We start from the raw sequence: 17,410 nt of genomic DNA on the forward strand, positions 1-17,410 counted from the left end.
CACCTCGTTAGCATACCATTAGTGCTATATTTCAAGCTTATCGATTTTGATACATAATTCCTCAAGCTGTTTATTTTCTACGTTACCTGGTGCTTCTGTCATTGGGCATGAAGCATCCTTAATTTTAGGGAATGCAATTACGTCTCGAATACTATCTGAACCCGTCATAAGCATAACAATACGATCAAGGCCGAAAGCTAATCCACCATGAGGTGGTACTCCATATTTAAAAGCATTCAGTAAAAATCCAAATCTATCATAGGATTCTTCTTTCGTAAATCCAAGTGCTGCAAACATACGCTCTTGAACTTCTCTTTGGTGGATTCTAATACTACCTCCACCAATCTCATTCCCATTAAGTACTATGTCATAAGCCTTTGCTCTAACTCTAGCAGGATCACTTTCAAGATACTGAAGATCTTCTTCTAAAGGCATTGTGAAAGGATGATGCATAGCAACAAATCGTTTTTGCTCAGCACTCCATTCTAATAGTGGAAACTGGGTAACCCAAACAAACTTGAATTCATCTTTCTTTCGTAGTTCTAATTTGTCAGCAATTTCTAATCTTAAATTTCCTAAAGTATTATATACTACTGAATTCTTATCAGCACAAAATAGAATTAAGTCTCCTGGCTTGCCGTCTACGGTAGTAATGATTTTTTGAACCTCTTCTTCACTTAAAAACTTCGTAATCGCTGACTTCAATTCCCCTTCTTCAGTAATTGCAATCCAAGCCAAACCTTTTGCACCACAATTTACTGCAAATTCACCAAGAGCATCAATTTGTCTTCTCGGAAAGTTACCACAACCCTTAGCATTAATGGCACGTACGCTACCACCGTTTGCAACTGCTCCAGTAAATACTTGGAATCCACAATCAGCTACAACAGCTGATAGATCAACAATCTCCATTCCAAATCTAGTATCAGGCTTATCTGAACCAAATCTATCCATTGCTTCTTGATAAGTAAGACGTTCTATTGGTAGTGGAACTTCAACATTTAGAACCTCTTTAAATATATCAGACAACAATCTTTCATTTACCTCCATGATATCCTCTTCATCAACAAAAGATAATTCCATATCTATTTGAGTGAATTCAGGTTGTCTATCAGATCTTAAATCTTCATCTCTAAAGCATTTTGCAATTTGGATATAACGATCGTATCCTGACAGCATTAACAATTGCTTAAAAATCTGAGGAGATTGTGGCAATGCATAAAATTGACCAGGATGTACACGACTTGGTACTAAGTAATCTCTTGCACCTTCTGGTGTGCTTTTTGTAAGCATCGGCGTTTCTATTTCAATAAAACCTTCAACATTCATAAAATTTCTAGTTATATTTGCAACTTGGTGACGCATCATTAAGTTTCTTTGAAGATCAGGTCTTCTTAAATCTAAATAACGATATTTCAATCTTAATTCTTCTCTAACTTGACTATTTTCTTCTATTTGGAAAGGTGGCGTTTCTGCTTCAGATAAGATACGTAAATCATTCGCTCTAACCTCAATTGTTCCTGTTATAAGGTTTGTGTTCTCCGTTTCATCTGTACGTTTCTCAACAATACCTTCTAATGCAATCACATACTCACTTCTAATTTGTTCTGCCTTTTTAAAGCCTTCTTCTCCAATTGAACTTTGGTCAAAAACAACCTGCAGGATTCCAGTACGATCACGAAGATCCACAAAAATCAATCCACCTAAGTCTCTTCTTTTTTGAACCCATCCCATTACAGTTACTTTTTCATCTATACACTTTTCACTTACCTCTGTACAACGATGCGTTCTTTTTAAATCTTGCATTGATTCACTCATTATAAATCCTCCATTAAGCCTTATTCATATTAGGTTCTAGTTTTTCATAGAATTCATATAGTTCGTAATTTCATCAAGTGATATTTGAATTTGTTCACTATTTTGCATATTTTTTAATAAAGCATTGTTCTGCGTTAGCTCATTTTCACCTAGAATGATTGAATATCTAGCGCCTATTTTATTCGCATATTTCATTTGAGCCTTTACACTTCTACCTAACAAATCCATTTCTGCATTGATATTGTTTTTTCTTAAGGTATTGACCAAATTGGCTGCCTTTCGTGTTGCCCCAGCTCCCATTGTACCAATATATAAATCTACAGATTTTTCATACTGTATCTTTCCATTCGAAGCTTCGATTGTCAGTAAAAGTCTTTCAATACCAGCACCAAATCCAACCGCTGGTGTAGGAGAACCTCCACATTCTTCAATAAGACTGTTATATCTTCCACCACCACAGACAGTTCCTTGAGCTCCAATTTCCTGAGATATAAATTCAAAAACGGTTCTAGTATAATAGTCTAGACCTCTTACAATCCAAGGGTTAACCGTATATTTTATTTCCATAGCATCCAATAAGGCTAATAGCTCATTAAAATGCGCTTTACATTCTTCGCCTAAGTGATCTAGCATTAAAGGAGCATCTTTGATGACAACCTTACAGCTCTCGTTTTTACAATCAAGAATACGAAGTGGATTTTTTTCTAATCTCTCCTTACATGTAGGACATAAGTTATCCTTATTATTGGTTAAAAACACCTTTAACAATTCGTTATATTTTGCTCTACATTCTGGTCCACCTAAGCTATTCAGATTAAGCTCCACATTTTTTATATTAAGGCGTTCGAGCATTTGTGCTCCAAGTGCAATAACCTCTGCATCAGCAGTAGCATGATCAGAACCAAATAACTCTACACCAAATTGATGAAATTGTCTCATACGACCCGCTTGTGGCTTTTCATATCTAAATGCAGGTGTAAGATAAAATAGCTTTGTAGGTTGCGTATCTGCATAAAGGTTTCTTTCAAGATAAGCTCTAACTACACCAGCTGTTCCCTCTGGTTTTAATGAAATACTTCTATCTCCTTTATCCGTAAAAGTATACATTTCTTTTTGAACGATATCTGTTGTTTCACCTACACCTCTACTAAATAACTCCGTATGTTCAAAAATAGGTGTCCTTATTTCATGAAAAGAAAAATCCTTACATAAACTGCGCATTGTGCTTTCAAGCATTTGCCATGCAGTCATATAATCACCAAAAATATCATTTGTGCCTCTTGGTGCTTGTGTTAGCATTGTTAATTCCTCCTTCTTGTACATCAAAAAACTATAGTTTATATAAAAAACAAATTGAATGTCAATTTTTACTTAGTAAACAAAAAAAAAGCCTATCCATTACCAAAAAAAATCAAATGGTAAGGGACGAGACATATTCCCGCGGTGCCACCCTAATTATAACAAATTGTTATCAGCTAAATCTTTTAACGGTGATGAGCCGAATCAGCCTACTAATTACTTTTCAGCCAATCACTCCAAAGTGTTTTTCAGTTAATTCTTGATAAGAAGTTCACAGCCTAGACTTCTCTCTCTGAAACAAGTTAAGAACCTACTTTTCTTTGTCATTGATTTATCTATTATTCTTTAGATTATTTTATGCATAAAACAAGCTTTTGTCAAGACAAATTTGAATAATCAATTTAAATACCCCTTTTTCTATCAATCATTTCATCAATTCTTGATATATATCCTGCCACATCTTTGGTATTTTCTATTCGGTTGATTATTTTGCCATCTTGTGTAACAATTTTTGTAATCCCACCAACTCCTAAAGCGATAATGTTGGTTTTTTCTTCTATGATTTCGACATTGTAAATACATTCATGTTCTCTTTTTGCATACCCTACATTTTCAAAATTTCCTACCATATGTTTTTGTCTATATAAATAATATGGCTCAAGACCCATTTCTAAAGCGCCTTGTGAAGTAATAGAAATCATCTCTTCAATACTTTCTGAAGATGCATAGGAATATTTTTCTTCATGATCACTTAATGCAGAGCCTCTTTTGATAGCCATAGTATGCACAGTTAAATTGTTAGGCGCCATTTTTTTGATCTGTTCGATTGTATTTCTAACATCCTCTGGGGTTTCGTCTGGTAGCCCTACAATCAGATCCATATTAATTGTTTTAAAACCTATTTCCTTTGCCATTTCATATGTGTTAATAATATCCTCTGGCGTATGTTTTCTACCTATTAAATCTAAAGTTTTTTGATTCATAGTCTGAGGGTTAATTGAAATTCTATCTACTCCGTACCTCTTTAAAAGCAATAGTTTCTCTCTTGTAATCGTATCTGGGCGACCTGCTTCAACGGTATATTCTTCGATTTGTTCTAAAGGAAATGCATCTTTAACTGCTTCAAGGAGCACTTCAAGGGTCGCTTCATCTAATGAAGTAGGGGTGCCACCACCAATGTAAATTGATCTAATTTGATTTAATTGTCCTTTTAATAATTCATCCGAGATAAATGAAATTTCCTTTTTTAGTGCAGTTATATAGTCCATAATATGACTTTGCCATTTATCTATTGGAAATGATGTGAAGGAACAATACAAACACTTTGTTGGGCAAAACGGAATCCCAATATATAGATTGATTTCATTCGGCTTATTTTTACTGAGGATTGCATGTTCTTTGTCTGAGATTTTCAGCATAAGCTGAATTTTTTCATCTGATAGCTTATAATCCTTATTTAAAATTTCAACAATTTTATTCGTATCATTTCTATATAACTTTCTTAAATTAAAGACTAACTTTGTTGGTCGAATACCCGTTAGTATGCCCCAAGGCTGTTCTTTACCTGTGATGAAATAAGTTACATTACTGATTAATAGCTTCATAAGCTTTTTTTGTTCTTTTCTCTTTTCAACACGATCTGTGATAGCTCCAATAAATTGAATTTGTTCTTTACTAGCATCACTATTGTATTTAAGCTGCCCCTCTGAATAATAGGATACACTTAAAAAATCGTCCTCTATTTGAATGTCAAAATCAAAAGAACGATTGGTTAAAGTCGTAAATGATATTACTTCATTTGGGAAGCAAACCTTAAAAAATGTTTTAACTTCATAAATGAAGTCTTCTCGATTCATTTGCACTACCATATTTATCACCTTATTACAAAAATGGATTAGATTCTTTTTCAACAATGATTTTTGTTTTATAACCATGTCCTGGGTATACAACTGTATGATCAGGAAGTACAAGAAGTTTCTCTTCTATGTTGTTGGCTAACATTTTTGCACTTGTATTATTAAGATCCGTTCTACCAATAGCCCCAGCCATCAATGTATCTCCAGTTACCAAAAAGTCATATGAATCATTATAAAAACACACACTATTTGAAGTATGTCCTGGTACTACGATACACTTAAACTCAAGTCCTTCACCAAAATCTAAAATATCACCATCGTCAATATAGGAGTCCGCATGTGCAACTATACTACGACCAAAAAATATCAAAGATAAATTTTCCTTTTCATTTTTCATCATATTTGCTTCATCCTTATGCGCATATACAGGCACATTAAAATGCTGTCTAATGAAATCTACCTCACCTATATGATCAAAGTGACCATGTGTAATCAAGATTGCTTTTAGATTAACATCAGATTCCGCAATTTCTTCAAGAATGATACCTGAGTCAGCTGCCGGATCAATTAGAACTGCATCTTTTCCCCCTTCATTAATAACTAAATAGGTATTTGTTTGAAGTACACCTGTTACGATTGTTTTTATCTCCATAGTATTCTCCTTTACCACACTACTAACCATCTTTATAGCTCGATTAAAACCGCTTATCACTATCGATTAATAGTGTTACCGGTCCATCATTAAGTAATGAAACCTTCATGTCTGCTTGAAATTCACCAAATTGCACCTTTGGAAAACAAGATCGCACAGTTTCACAAAACGTTTGAAATAATATTCTAGCATCATTTGGCTTCGCAGCATTTGAATAACTTGGTCTTCTTCCATTCCTGCAATCTCCATACAAAGTAAAGTTAGGAATTACAAGCAATTCTCCATTAATATCCTGAATAGATAAATTCATCTTATCCTCTAAATCTTCAAATATCCTTAAATTGATTAGCTTATCTAATACAAATAAAAATTCTTTTTCGCTATCACCTGCTTGAAACCCCACAAGAGCTACTATACCCTTCCCAATATTTGCTATTAATTTACCATCAACAACTACTTGACCCATTGATACCCTTTGAACAACACTTCTCATTATGAGGTTCTCCTAGTTATTTGGTCTGATAATTTCTGCGACACCTTCTAAATTACGAACTTTCTTAATAATTTTATTTAGTTGCTCAACACCGTTGATTTCCATCGTGATATTAAACACTGCTTTTCCACCATTATCTGATCTTGCATTAAGTGATTTAACCGGAACATTTTCTTCTGTTAATATTTTAGAAATATCAACCAAAAGACCTACTCTATCGCTACCAATAATTTGTATTTCAGTTTGATATAATATATTGGTTGTAGATTTACCTGGAACCTGCCATTCAGACTCTATCAAACGATTCCGTTCATCTTGTGATAGGTTGATCATATTAACACAATCTGTTCTATGGATAGAAACACCTCTACCTCTAGTAATGAATCCGACAATTTCATCTCCCGGAACCGGACTACAGCACCTAGAAAACCTTACTGCTAAATCCTCAACACCTTTAACCATAATACCACTCTTTGATTTTCTTTCAGTCGGAGTAATTGATTTATCCTTAACCTGTTTGATGATTTGTTCATCTGTAAGCTCTTTATGTCCTAACAGCTTGTTTTGCTCTTCAAGTAATCGATTGAGAACTTGGCCTTCCTTTAAGCCTCCATAACCAATCGATGCATATACAGATTCCCAATTTTTGAAACCATATTTTCTCTGAACACTTTCCATCCATTCATTTTTCATTAGCTCATTCAGGTTCGTATTCTTGGACTTTGCATACTTTTCGAGCATTTCCTTGCCTCGAAGAACATTTTCTTCTTTTAATTCTTTTCTATACCATTGATTGATTTTACTCTTTGCTTGGGAACTTCTTACAATTTTCAGCCAGTCTCTACTTGGTCCCCTAGAGTTTTGAGAGGTTATTACCTCAATTCTATCGCCATTTTTAATTTTATAGTCAAAAGTAACAATTTTTCCGTTAACTCTAGCACCTACCATTTTATTACCTACTGCACTATGAATATGATAAGCAAAGTCAATCGGTGTACTTCCTGTAGGTAAGTCAATTACATCTCCCGTTGGGGTAAATGCATATACTTGATCAGCAAAAACATCTAAGTCTGTTTTTAACGCATCCAAGAATTCTTTGTTATCTGACATATCACGTTGCCATTCCAAAATATGGCGTAGCCAGTTTAGTTTTTGTTCAGCACTTTCTTCTGTTACTCCTGAAGACTTACCTTCTTTATATTTCCAATGCGCTGCTATACCATATTCTGAAACCTTATGCATTTCCTTTGTCCTAATTTGCATTTCAAAGGGTTCACCTTCAGGTCCAATCAAGGTAGTATGTAGTGATTGATAATTATTTGGCTTTGGCATAGCTATATAATCTTTAAATCTTCCTGGAATTGGCTTGAAAAGCTCATGAATAACTCCTAATACACCATAACAATCCTTTACATTATCTACAATGACACGAACAGCAAATAGATCAAAGATTTGATCTAAGGTTTTCTTCTGACCTACCATTTTCTTGTAGATACTAAAGAAGTGTTTTGGTCTACCATCCACTTCAGCTACGATACCAACTTGCTTGAGTTGTTCCTCAAGTTCAGATTTAATTTGTTCTACATATCTAATTCTGTCATCACGTTTACGATCTATTTTTTCAACTAAATCATAATAGGCCTCAGGTTGTAAATACCTAAAGGATAAGTCCTCTAATTCAACCTTTATTTTAGAAATCCCTAGTCTATGCGCAAGTGGAGCATAAATATTCAAAGTTTCCTTTGCTTTCTCTTTTTGTTTTTCTTCAGGCATAAATTTTAAGGTTCTCATATTATGTAGTCTGTCTGCTAATTTAATCAAAATAACGCGAATATCTTTTGCCATAGCAAGAAACATTTTTCTGTAATTTTCAGCTTGAATTTCTTCTTTATCTGTTGAATAAGATATTTGCCCAAGCTTTGTAACGCCTTCAACCAAAAGAGCAACCTCTTTGTTAAATTCTCTTTCTATGTCTTCACTCGTATAATGTGTATCCTCTATTACATCATGAAGAATTCCAGCAGTGATAGACTCTTTGTCTAATTCTAGATCAGCAAGAATTGAAGCCACAGCAAGAGGATGAACAATGTAGGGTTCACCTGATTTTCTAATTTGAGTTTCATGGGCAGATTTAGCTAAACTATAAGCTTTTTCAACCATTTCGAAATTCTCTGCTGGATGATATTTTTTAATTTTTATGATGAGATCTTCGTAAATTTTGTCAGGCATAATTCACCACTTCTTTAGAATTTGTAATAGATATGTTGATTAAATGCTTTCTTAGCGTTTTAGTATATTATAGTGATTTTCATGTCAAAATGCAAGCAAAGAAAATCGGCTATGATAAATATAACTTTTCGTCACTTTTCTTGCCGCTTTTCCAATTACTTATGCCGCACATTTCATTACAAAAAGAAAATCGGCTATGATAAATATAACTTTTCGTCACTTTTCTTGCCGCTTTTCTAATTACTTATGCCGCACATTTCATTACAAAAAGAAAATCGGCTATGATAAATATAACTTTTCCTCACTTTTCTTGCCGCTTTTCTAATTACTTATGCCACACATTTCATTACAAAAAGAAAATCGGCTATGATAAATATAACTTTTCCTCACTTTTCTTGCCGCTTTTCTAATTACTTATGCCGCACATTTCATTACAAAAAGAAAATCGGCTATGATAAATATAACTTTTGTTACTCTAGTTGCCGCTTTTCTAATTTTTTATACCGCATATTATAATTAAAGAACGAATTCTTAGAAGTCGTCCTTTAAAATAGGGTTAATATTTTATAATTGCATCAATTGGATAATCACCAAGAATATTTCTTCCATTTAAGAATTCAAGCTCTATAAGGTATACAAGCTTTACTACCACACCACCTAATTCTTCAATAAGTTCAATAATAGCCTTTGATGTCCCACCCGTAGCTAAAAGATCATCAACGATAACTACTTTATCGCCAGGTTGAATGGCATCAACATGGATTTCAATTACTGCAGTACCATATTCTAGATCGTATTCTTTACTTTTAGTAGCATATGGAAGCTTACCAACTTTTCTAATCGGTATAAAGCCCTTGTTCATATTGTATGCAACTGGAACTCCGAAAATAAATCCTCTAGATTCAGGTCCGATTACATAATCAAAATCAACATCCTTTAATGATGCTTGCATTAGATCTACAGAGGTTCTCAGTCCATCTTTATCTCTTAAAACTGTTGTTATGTCTTTAAAAACAATTCCTTCTTTTGGAAAGTCTTGTACATCACGAATCAATGATTTTATATCCATAGCATCCTCCGTACTTGAAGTTTATGTTTCATATGTATTTATTTTGGGTCAGCCCACTTATTATACAACTTTGATGACTTTAATTCAACTTTTTTCCCATTAAATATTTGAAATGCAACTTCGAAACAGTCAATCTGATAGTCTATAAGCTCTAGTTCTTTAAAAACCTCTAAACAAATTAAATATTTAAGCAAGGATTCTGGGTTAGCGCCATCATTTATTGGCACTAATTTTAATATTGAAACCTTATTTATACCTTTCGCTGATAGATTATGAAAATACCTAAATGTTTTTTCATAGTCTTCTCTTTTTGGTATAACCGTTTGATGATCAATAACTTTGAGCTCATCTAATCTTGATAATTTATGTATAGCATCACTTATCTCCACCTCAAAAGCCTGTATTAGCCTAATATCTTTAATAATCAGCTGTGGTGTCTTCTTTTGTTGCCATTCATTTATATTTAATACACCTACGATATCTATAGGATAATTAAGGCTTAATTTCTCATGAAAATGAGAACAATTAAAGCCAATAGCTGGCAAAACATTTTCTTCATGAATAAGCTCTAGCTTAACATGATTATTTCCTTGTCCTATTAACTTAATCTCTTTGATTAATCCAGAAATAATAAATTTAGGTTCTTCATTACCCATTCCATATGGTTCAAATGCACTGATTTTCTCAACAAATGGCAAATCAACTTCATTTAACTTCAGATAAAAATCCGCTTTAATCTTTGGGACGAGTGTCGTTTCATCCATTTCTTGATTTGCATAAGCATTTAAACGATCAGATAATTCATTTATATTTTCTTCCTTTAATGACATCCCCGCTGCCATTTCATGCCCACCGAATTTTACAAACAATTCCTTACAACTACTTAAGGCCTCAAAAACATTAAACCCTTCAACACTTCTAGCAGAGCCAGAGGCTATACCATCCTCAATCGTTAATAATATCGTAGGACGATAATACTTCTCAACAAGTCTAGATGCAACAATACCAATTACTCCATGAGCCCATCCATGAGAAGCAATAACCAAAACTTTTTCATCCTCAATATTTTTTCGGGCTTCAATCATAGATAATGCTTGTTCTAGAATGTCCTGTTCCATCTTTTGTCTTCTAATATTTTCACCATTAAGCTCCTCTGCAATTTGCTGAGCAAGTAAAATGTCATCCGTAGTAAATAACTCAACCCCTCTTTTGGCATCACCAAGCCTTCCTGCTGCATTCAGTCTAGGCCCTATTTGAAAACCAATCATACCCGCTGTCATCTTATCTGATTTCATACCCGCAACATCCATCAATGCTTTTAATCCCAAATTCCAGCTGTTAGTCATTGTTTTAAATGCCAATTGTACAATCAATCTATTTTCATCTTGTAATGGAACGATATCTGCAACAGTACCAATCGCTACTATTTCTAAGTACTTCCAAATAATATTCTCTACTTGCAATTCTTTGCTGATACCTTGCAATAGTTTAAAGGTAACTCCAACACCTGCTAGCAATTCAAAGGGATATGTACAATCTGTTCTCTTAGGGTTTAATACAGCAATGGCTTCGGGAAGTTTTTCTTGACATTCATGATGATCTGTAATAATGATATCTAGACCACGCTCCCTGCAATACTGAACTTCATTTACAGCAGTAATTCCAGTATCTACAGTTATAACCAGCTGAGATCCTCTATCCATTAAACCTTGAAGTGCATTATTATTTAATCCATAACCTTCCTGTATTCTATCTGGAATGTAATAATCAACAAAACATCCTATTTCTTTTAAAAATAAGAATAGTATAGAAGTGCTCGTAATTCCATCAACGTCGTAATCACCATATATTGTAATTTGCTCTTTATTTTCCCTTGCTCTAATAATCCGATTTACAGCAATTTCCATATCCTTCATTAAAAATGGATTGTAGAATTTTTCTTTGCTTGGATTCATATAGAGTTCTATCTTATCCTTTTGTACCAAACCTCTTCCTACTAAAACAGCTGCTAATACCTCTGGCAAATCATTTTCCATAGCTACTTGTTTAATGAGTTTAGGATCTGTTTGTTTAACCTTCCAGATTTTTTTGCTAATCATGATTACACCTCTTAGTTATTGTCTTGTTGATTTAGCACTAAAAGCCCTCAGCTTTTGCTGAAGGCTTAAATTGGCTGATAATTTTATTAACTTTATGCCGATTTAGTAGTTTTTTCTTCCTTCATTTTGAGCAAATACCATATTGGACTTGCTACAAAAATTGAAGAATATGCTCCACTTATTGTTCCAACTAATAGTGGGAACGTGAATTGTCTCATCGCTTCTACACCTAAAATATTTAAGACTAATGTAACGATAAATACCGTTAATGAAGTATTAATTGATCTTGAGAAAGTTTGACTAACACTTAAATCAACAACACCCTGGTAATCTCCACGTTTCATATGCTTTTGGTTTTCTCTAATACGGTCAAATACAACAATTGTATCATTAATTGAATAACCAATAATGGTTAATATCGCAGCTATGAACGCATTGTTAATCGGTATATTGAAAACCAGATAAACAGTAATCATTACCATAACATCATGTACTAATGCAATAATTGAACTTATTCCAAATTTATAATCTTTAAATCTAATCGTAATATATATGAGGATAAATATTGTTGAAAGAATAATTGCAATGAGGGCATCTCTCTTCATCTCATTACTTACAGTTGCACTTATGGTTTGGCTTTCAATACTTGATGTATCTATACCAAACTTAGCAACCAAGCTTTCTTCAAGCTTTATCCTTTGCTCCGTTGATAAATTAGATGTTTTTATAATAACTTGATCCTTGCCTTCAACATTTTGAAATTGAGGAGTAGAAACTCCAGTGGCCTCTACGACCAATTCCAGTAAATCACTTTCTACCTCTTCATAAGTATTATAATGCTTACCAACAGATACTAAAGTGGAGGTTCCTCCAGCAAATTCAATATCTTTATTAAAGATTTCTCCTTGTGTTGATAAATTCACTGGAATTTTAATCAAACCAATTGCAATAACGGCGATAGATATTGCAAACCAAAGTTTTCTCTTTGCAATAATAGGTAGTATTCTACCTTCATGTGCTACACCATATAATTTCTTATTCGTAATTCCAATAGCTACAAATAAATTAAGAATAATTCTTGTAACTACAAATGCTGTGAACATAGAAATTACAATACCTAGTGCTAATGTTACTGCAAAACCTTTGATTGTACCTGTACCCATTACAAAGAGTATAATAGCAACGATAAAAGTTGTAATATTACCATCTAGAATTGCTGACATAGCTTTTTTAAAGCCAGCATTTACAGATGCTCTCAAGGTCTTTTCCATTGCTAATTCTTCTCGAATTCTTGCAAATATAATAACATTGGCATCAACAGCCATACCTACCGACAAAATAAGACCAGCAATACCCGGCAAAGTTAAGGTTATATCTCCAATACTAATAATGATGATTAAAAGTGCTGAATAAAAAGCTAACCCGATATTAGCAGCAAGACCAGGTATTCTATAATAGATTATCATAAATACGAAAATAAGCACGATTCCAATAATACCAGCTTTCACACTTGTACTAATAGCATCTTGTCCCATTTTTGCTCCTACTACATTAGATCTTAGTTCTTGTAGCTCAAGAGGTAATGCACCAATTCTAATAGTTGAGGCTAAATCCCCAGCAGATTCAATACTACCCATTCCAGAAATAGTAGCAATTCCATCTGTAATTGCAGTACTAACCGTTGGTTTTAATATAGATGTATCATTATAATAAATTTCAATTATTTTATTTATATTAGCAGCAGTTCCTTCCGCAAATTTCTTAGTGCCCGCTTCATTTAGCTCTAATCTTACATTAAAGCGACTTGTCAAGCTACCTGCATCTTCAAAAACTGATGCATCCTTAACATCTTCACCGGAAATAACCACATTACCTGCTTCATCTTTAAATTCAAGCTTCCCTGGTTTTCCTAACTCAGCAAGTACTTGATTTGCATCCTTAGCACCTGGGATATCAACGTTAATTCTTTTATTTCCTTCTTTATAAACCTCTGCTTCTGTATATCCTTTTTCATCCAATCTTTTAGCTAATTTATAAATAGTATCGCTAACTTCTTGACTTGTTACTTCTTCTTTTACTGTTGTGTAAGTAATACTTACCCCGCCTTCTAAATCCAGTCCTAAATTAATATCCCTTGCTCCTGCTCTATGGTTTACGCCTACACCTATGTATGCGATATATACAGCTGCTGAGATTACTAGCATCATAAGGACAAGGCCTAAAATACTTTTTCCCTTCATTGGAATAAATCCTCCTTAAATATGTTTTCTATAGACTCACTAAAATTATAAATATTATGCATACAATAGTCAAGTTTTTTTACGATTACATCGAAACCAGTGATGATTCTTTAGCCTTTAAGTAAATAGCACACTCCACTCTCTTCTTCTCAAGCTCACATGCCACCCTGTAAACCTCATGAATATCTCCAAAGAAATTATATGCATTGGCATTACAACCACCACCACAGTAGAACTTTGCCCAGCAAATTGTACAAGCTTCTTTCGAAAATAAATTACAGGCTTTGAATTCAGCTTGAATGTCTATCCTCTTCACTCCTTCAAAAACTGACCCCATTTTTTTATCTTCTATTCCAACGAATTGATGACATGGGTATAAATCTCCCTCAGGTGTAACTGCCAAATATTCAGATCCAGCTCCGCAACCGGTCATCCTTTTAGATACACAAGGACCTTGCTGTAAATCAATCATAAAGTGGAAAAAGTTAAATTCTTTCCCTTCCTCTTTGTATTCAAGAATTTTCTCAGTTAGATACTCATACTGCTCATATATCGTTGCTAAATCTTCATCCTTTAACGCATATACCCTATCATCTTTTGCGACAACAGGTTCTACTGATATTTGTTTAAATCCTAAATCTGCTAAATGAAGTACATCCTTTGCAAAATCCAAATTATTATGGGTGAAAGTTCCTCTTACATAATAATTTTTTTGATTTCTACTTTCAGCTACTTGAAGTAATCTTGGTAAGATTATGTCATAGCTACCTTTACCATTAGGAGTAGGTCTCATACGATCATGAACTTCTTTTCTACCATCTATACTCAGTACAACATTGTACATGTTTTCATTAATATAGTTAATAATTTCGTCAGTTAACAATACTCCATTCGTTGTAATTGTAAAGCGAAAGTTTTTTTCATATTGCGTTTCTTTGGCTTTTGCATACTCAACGATACCTTTAACCACATCAAAGTTCATCAAAGGCTCTCCACCAAAAAAATCAATCTCAAGATTCTTCCTGCTTCCAGAATTTTCCAGAAGAAAATCTACCGACTTCTTACCAACCTCTAAACTCATCATTGAACGTTCTCCATGATACTCACCTTCCTCAGCAAAGCAATAGCCACAGGCAAGGTTACAATCATGCGCAATGTGTAGGCACAAGGCTTTCACAACAGTTTCCCGATGTTTAAAAGAATCTACTACACTATGATAACGATTACTTGTAAAAAGTTGTTTTTCTTGTATCAACTCATTCACTTCTTCAAACGCCTCATCTATGGCCTCCTCTAAGTATACATGTGCTATGCTTTGAGAAATTTCCAATAAGGATTGTCCCATTTCTAATTTTTCAATAATATCGTATAACATATCGTCTACAATATGTACAGCTCCACTATTAATATCTAACACGATATTTAAATCATTCATTTTATATTGATGAATCAAAATACTACGCCCTTTCTACCGAATAAGATAAGCAGCGACTTATGTCACTGCTTTAAGTATTAATTACTATTTTCACAAGTTTGATTGCCTACAGTACATGAAGTTTTACAAGCAGATTGGCATGAAGTTTGACATTCTCCACATCCGCCCTTTTTCAAGCTACTGTTAAGTACCGCTCCCGTTAATGTTTTTACGTGTTTCATTGAGCTTTCTCCTTTCAAACCATATTTAACTAACATATTATACCATAAGGTTCCATAGAATAAAAGCATTATTTAAGCAATTCTAAGAGCGATTGCTCTTGAATCTCCCTTACCCCAGCATACCCCCAAGTGTCCCACTTCCAACACAAATAAAAAACATTGTAATTGCATCGTTAGCTAATTTAATGTTTTTTTGCATAAAAGAAGAAATGATTACAAGAATAAGAAAATACAATAGTCCAATTAAAGCTCCATATATAAATCTTTTCTCTTTAAATGCTTTCCCAGCTAAAATTCCTCCAATAAATGTACAAGCTACCATGATGATGATGATCCCCAGATTGATTTGGTTGTCGCCTAAATCCATTTTAAACATTAAAAATGCCAATAAAAATAGCAAGAGACCTGTAAGTATGTACATAAACAAAATGATTTTTGTCATATTATAAGTAATTTTCTTCAAGTGTAGGCCATGGCTTTTTATTGTATCACGCATGAAAATCCCCCTATTGATATTTGATATAGTATTATATTATGGTATAATAGGTTTTATGAAAAAAAAGGAGTTGTATAAAATGCGCTATATAGATTTACACACACATACTACTGCATCAGATGGAACTTATACTCCTAGTGCTTTAGTTGATTATGCACTAACCAAGGGTTTAGCTGCGATTGCGATTACTGACCACGATACCATTGATGGTATACCCCCAGCAAGAAACCACTTAGGCATAAATAAAGATTTAGAAATCATTTCTGGTATTGAATTTTCTACAAATTCTCCTTACCTAAAAAGTGATATTCATATACTTGGTTTGTATATAAATGAAATGGATCCACATTTTACAAGTGCTCTATTAGACATTGTAAAATCTAGAAATGAACGAAACTTAAGAATGGTTGAAAAGCTTTGTGATATGGGACTTAAACTAACGATAGAAGATGTTATTAGAAATTCATCTAATGGGATTATTACTCGTGCTCATTTTGGAAGAGCTCTTTTGCAAAAGGGTTATATCAAAAACCTGAATGATGCATTTACAAAATATATAGGGACAGGATGCCCAGCCTTTATACCAAGGCATAAGCTAACTCCAGAAAAAGCTATAAAAATGATCAATGATTGTGGTGGCATTGCCGTTCTTGCACATCCTACTTTATATCATTTAAATTTAAGAGAATTAGACTGCTTAATTCAAGAGCTAGCCAAACAAGGCTTAAAAGGAATTGAAGGTTTGTATTCTCTATATAATAAGTCAGAAATCAATTACCTTCAAGACTTTGCAAACCAGTATAACCTCTTGATTACTGGTGGTTCAGATTTCCACGGAACAAATAAAGCCGGAATAGACTTAGGTGTTGGTCGTGGACAGTTGAAAATTCCTTATGAATTGCTCGAACCAATTAAGCTGGAATGCAAAAGATTATAAGAACAAAGCGCTTGTCAGCGCGTTACGTAATAATTTATGTTATCTCACGCTTTGTTCTATTCTTCGTGGAAAGTAGAACTTTCCTACTGGATAAGAAAAAAAACCTCTCACTTTACTAATTTCAAGTGAGAGGGTTTGTCATTTTTATTCTTCAGTTTTAGCTATTGATAAATCTGGTTCAGCAACGGACATTACTGTACTTCTTTGTACTGGTACTCGTACGCCCTTGTTCATTCCAAATTCAACAATCAATATATCATTAACAGTATCAACTACTTTACCGTAAAGTCCACCTGATGTTAAAACAGATTGTCCAATTTCGATTTCGTTTTGCATTCTGCTAATTTCTTTTTGTTTCTTACGTTGTGGTCTAATAAGAACAAACCACATAAAGGCAATGAAACCTCCATATATTAAAAACATCATCATTGAGCTGCCTGGCGCTTTAGCTGCAGGGTCTGCTGCTAATAAAAAAAATAAATTACTCATTGGGTTCCTCCTAAGCTAAATATTATTGCTAATGATACTTCTTGAAATTCTACTTTACACGTAATAAAGAGTCTTGT

The 17,410-nt window shown here is 33.7% G+C and carries 14 protein-coding genes; 1 reads left to right on the forward strand and 13 read right to left on the reverse strand.

Features of this window, described 5'->3' with window-relative positions:
• Positions 1-24: 24 nt before the first annotated feature.
• The 12 genes from CVU84_01745 to CVU84_01800 form a co-directional block, all read right to left on the reverse strand.
• A complete protein-coding gene (locus CVU84_01745) occupies positions 25-1,818 on the reverse strand; it encodes an aspartate--tRNA ligase (GenBank protein PKM96460.1) in 1,794 nt (597 codons plus the stop codon).
• Between the two features lie 36 nt (positions 1,819-1,854).
• Positions 1,855-3,117 (reverse strand): histidine--tRNA ligase, encoded by a 1,263-nt coding sequence (locus CVU84_01750; protein PKM96461.1) that lies wholly within the window; start codon positions 3,115-3,117, stop codon positions 1,855-1,857.
• Between the two features lie 401 nt (positions 3,118-3,518).
• Entirely contained in the window at positions 3,519-5,051 is a 1,533-nt protein-coding gene (gene hemZ / locus CVU84_01755) for a coproporphyrinogen dehydrogenase HemZ (protein ID PKM96462.1), read from the reverse strand.
• The gene (locus CVU84_01760) at positions 4,999-5,655 is read right to left on the reverse strand and encodes a hypothetical protein (protein PKM96463.1); all 657 of its coding nucleotides are present in this window, start codon (positions 5,653-5,655) and stop codon (positions 4,999-5,001) included. The genes hemZ and CVU84_01760 overlap by 53 nt, the downstream gene beginning before the upstream one ends.
• A 13-nt stretch (positions 5,656-5,668) precedes the next feature.
• Positions 5,669-6,118 (reverse strand): D-tyrosyl-tRNA(Tyr) deacylase, encoded by a 450-nt coding sequence (locus tag CVU84_01765; protein PKM96464.1) that lies wholly within the window; start codon positions 6,116-6,118, stop codon positions 5,669-5,671.
• Between the two features lie 12 nt (positions 6,119-6,130).
• Entirely contained in the window at positions 6,131-8,347 is a 2,217-nt protein-coding gene (locus CVU84_01770) for a GTP pyrophosphokinase (GenBank protein PKM96465.1), read from the reverse strand.
• Between the two features lie 556 nt (positions 8,348-8,903).
• Positions 8,904-9,416, reverse strand: a complete 513-nt coding sequence (locus CVU84_01775; GenBank protein ID PKM96466.1) for an adenine phosphoribosyltransferase — start codon at positions 9,414-9,416, stop codon at positions 8,904-8,906.
• Between the two features lie 38 nt (positions 9,417-9,454).
• Entirely contained in the window at positions 9,455-11,515 is a 2,061-nt protein-coding gene (recJ, locus tag CVU84_01780) for a single-stranded-DNA-specific exonuclease RecJ (protein PKM96467.1), read from the reverse strand.
• A gap of 92 nt (positions 11,516-11,607) precedes the next feature.
• Positions 11,608-13,755, reverse strand: a complete 2,148-nt coding sequence (locus tag CVU84_01785; GenBank protein PKM96468.1) for a protein translocase subunit SecDF — start codon at positions 13,753-13,755, stop codon at positions 11,608-11,610.
• Positions 13,756-13,840: 85 nt separating this feature from the next.
• Complete coding sequence (gene scfB / locus CVU84_01790; protein PKM96469.1) at positions 13,841-15,208, reverse strand: thioether cross-link-forming SCIFF peptide maturase; 1,368 nt, start codon at positions 15,206-15,208, stop codon at positions 13,841-13,843.
• A 59-nt stretch (positions 15,209-15,267) separates the two neighbouring features.
• Complete coding sequence (gene scfA / locus CVU84_01795) at positions 15,268-15,411, reverse strand: six-cysteine peptide SCIFF (GenBank protein ID PKM96513.1); 144 nt, start codon at positions 15,409-15,411, stop codon at positions 15,268-15,270.
• A gap of 109 nt (positions 15,412-15,520) precedes the next feature.
• Positions 15,521-15,907: a TIGR04086 family membrane protein gene (locus CVU84_01800; GenBank protein ID PKM96470.1), complete on the reverse strand. Its 387-nt coding sequence runs from the start codon at positions 15,905-15,907 to the stop codon at positions 15,521-15,523.
• On the opposite strand from CVU84_01800, the gene CVU84_01805 reads away from it, so the two are divergent.
• Complete coding sequence (locus CVU84_01805) at positions 15,906-16,844, forward strand: PHP domain-containing protein (protein ID PKM96471.1); 939 nt, start codon at positions 15,906-15,908, stop codon at positions 16,842-16,844. The genes CVU84_01800 and CVU84_01805 overlap by 2 nt on opposite strands.
• Positions 16,845-16,988: 144 nt before the next feature.
• Here CVU84_01805 and yajC read toward each other — a convergent pair whose 3' ends face one another.
• A complete protein-coding gene (yajC, locus tag CVU84_01810; GenBank protein PKM96514.1) occupies positions 16,989-17,273 on the reverse strand; it encodes a preprotein translocase subunit YajC in 285 nt (94 codons plus the stop codon).
• Between the last annotated feature and the right edge of the window lie 137 nt (positions 17,274-17,410).

This window comes from Firmicutes bacterium HGW-Firmicutes-1 (assembly GCA_002841625.1).
Lineage (GTDB): Bacteria > Bacillota > Clostridia > Lachnospirales > Vallitaleaceae > HGW-1.

What these genes read in the sequence shown, in the direction of transcription:
- CVU84_01785 (PKM96468.1), bottom strand. Translation starts at nt 13,755, where the DNA reads ATGAAGGGAAAAAGTATTTTAGGCCTTGTCCTTATGATGCTAGTAATC.
- hemZ (PKM96462.1), bottom strand. Translation starts at nt 5,051, where the DNA reads ATGGTTATAAAACAAAAATCATTGTTGAAAAAGAATCTAATCCATTTT.
- CVU84_01745 (PKM96460.1), bottom strand. Translation starts at nt 1,818, where the DNA reads ATGAGTGAATCAATGCAAGATTTAAAAAGAACGCATCGTTGTACAGAG.
- CVU84_01800 (PKM96470.1), bottom strand. Translation starts at nt 15,907, where the DNA reads ATGCGTGATACAATAAAAAGCCATGGCCTACACTTGAAGAAAATTACT.
- CVU84_01805 (PKM96471.1), top strand. Translation starts at nt 15,906, where the DNA reads ATGAAAATCCCCCTATTGATATTTGATATAGTATTATATTATGGTATA.
- CVU84_01765 (PKM96464.1), bottom strand. Translation starts at nt 6,118, where the DNA reads ATGAGAAGTGTTGTTCAAAGGGTATCAATGGGTCAAGTAGTTGTTGAT.
- CVU84_01760 (PKM96463.1), bottom strand. Translation starts at nt 5,655, where the DNA reads ATGGTTAGTAGTGTGGTAAAGGAGAATACTATGGAGATAAAAACAATC.
- CVU84_01750 (PKM96461.1), bottom strand. Translation starts at nt 3,117, where the DNA reads ATGCTAACACAAGCACCAAGAGGCACAAATGATATTTTTGGTGATTAT.
- scfA (PKM96513.1), bottom strand. Translation starts at nt 15,411, where the DNA reads ATGAAACACGTAAAAACATTAACGGGAGCGGTACTTAACAGTAGCTTG.
- yajC (PKM96514.1), bottom strand. Translation starts at nt 17,273, where the DNA reads ATGATGATGTTTTTAATATATGGAGGTTTCATTGCCTTTATGTGGTTT.
- recJ (PKM96467.1), bottom strand. Translation starts at nt 11,515, where the DNA reads ATGATTAGCAAAAAAATCTGGAAGGTTAAACAAACAGATCCTAAACTC.
- CVU84_01775 (PKM96466.1), bottom strand. Translation starts at nt 9,416, where the DNA reads ATGGATATAAAATCATTGATTCGTGATGTACAAGACTTTCCAAAAGAA.
- CVU84_01770 (PKM96465.1), bottom strand. Translation starts at nt 8,347, where the DNA reads ATGCCTGACAAAATTTACGAAGATCTCATCATAAAAATTAAAAAATAT.